General features: G+C 54.2%; 1 protein-coding gene. It reads left to right on the top strand.

The annotated features are described in order from the left end of the window. Positions 1-53: 53 nt before the first annotated feature. The coding region (locus tag ACEWB7_RS18165; RefSeq protein WP_411581112.1) for a hypothetical protein at positions 54-415 on the top strand (362 nt) is incomplete at its 3' end.

Raw genomic sequence — 415 nt, 5'->3', positions numbered from 1 at the left:
CGGTTATTGGGTCGGGTGGCTCATTAACGTTACGTGATTTACAGGGCGACGAGGTGGAAGCGGACAAAACGGTACACATTGCGCAAAACGGAACGGTGGTCGCCGAGGGTGATTATGGATTCCGCCTCACGACCGCACCAGGTGATGGTTTGTACGTTAACTATGGGCTGAAAGCGCTGAACATCCATGGTGGGCAAAAGCTGACGTTAGCCGAACATGGCGGAGCCTATGGCGCAACGGCCGATATGTCGGCAAAAATCGGTGGTGAAGGGGATCTGGCAATCAATACGGTGCGACAGGTTTCGCTTTCCAACGGTCAGAACGACTATCAGGGGGCAACCTACGTTCAGATGGGGACATTACGTACCGATGCGGATGGTGCACTTGGCAACACCCGGGAACTGAACATCAGCAA

Origin of the sequence: Acinetobacter sp. NIOH-H-8, assembly GCF_046635365.1 — a bacterium.
Taxonomy (GTDB): Bacteria; Pseudomonadota; Gammaproteobacteria; order Pseudomonadales; family Moraxellaceae; genus Acinetobacter.
The sequence above is the reverse complement of the archived record's forward strand: the minus strand, read 5'-3'. Positions and strand labels throughout refer to the sequence as shown.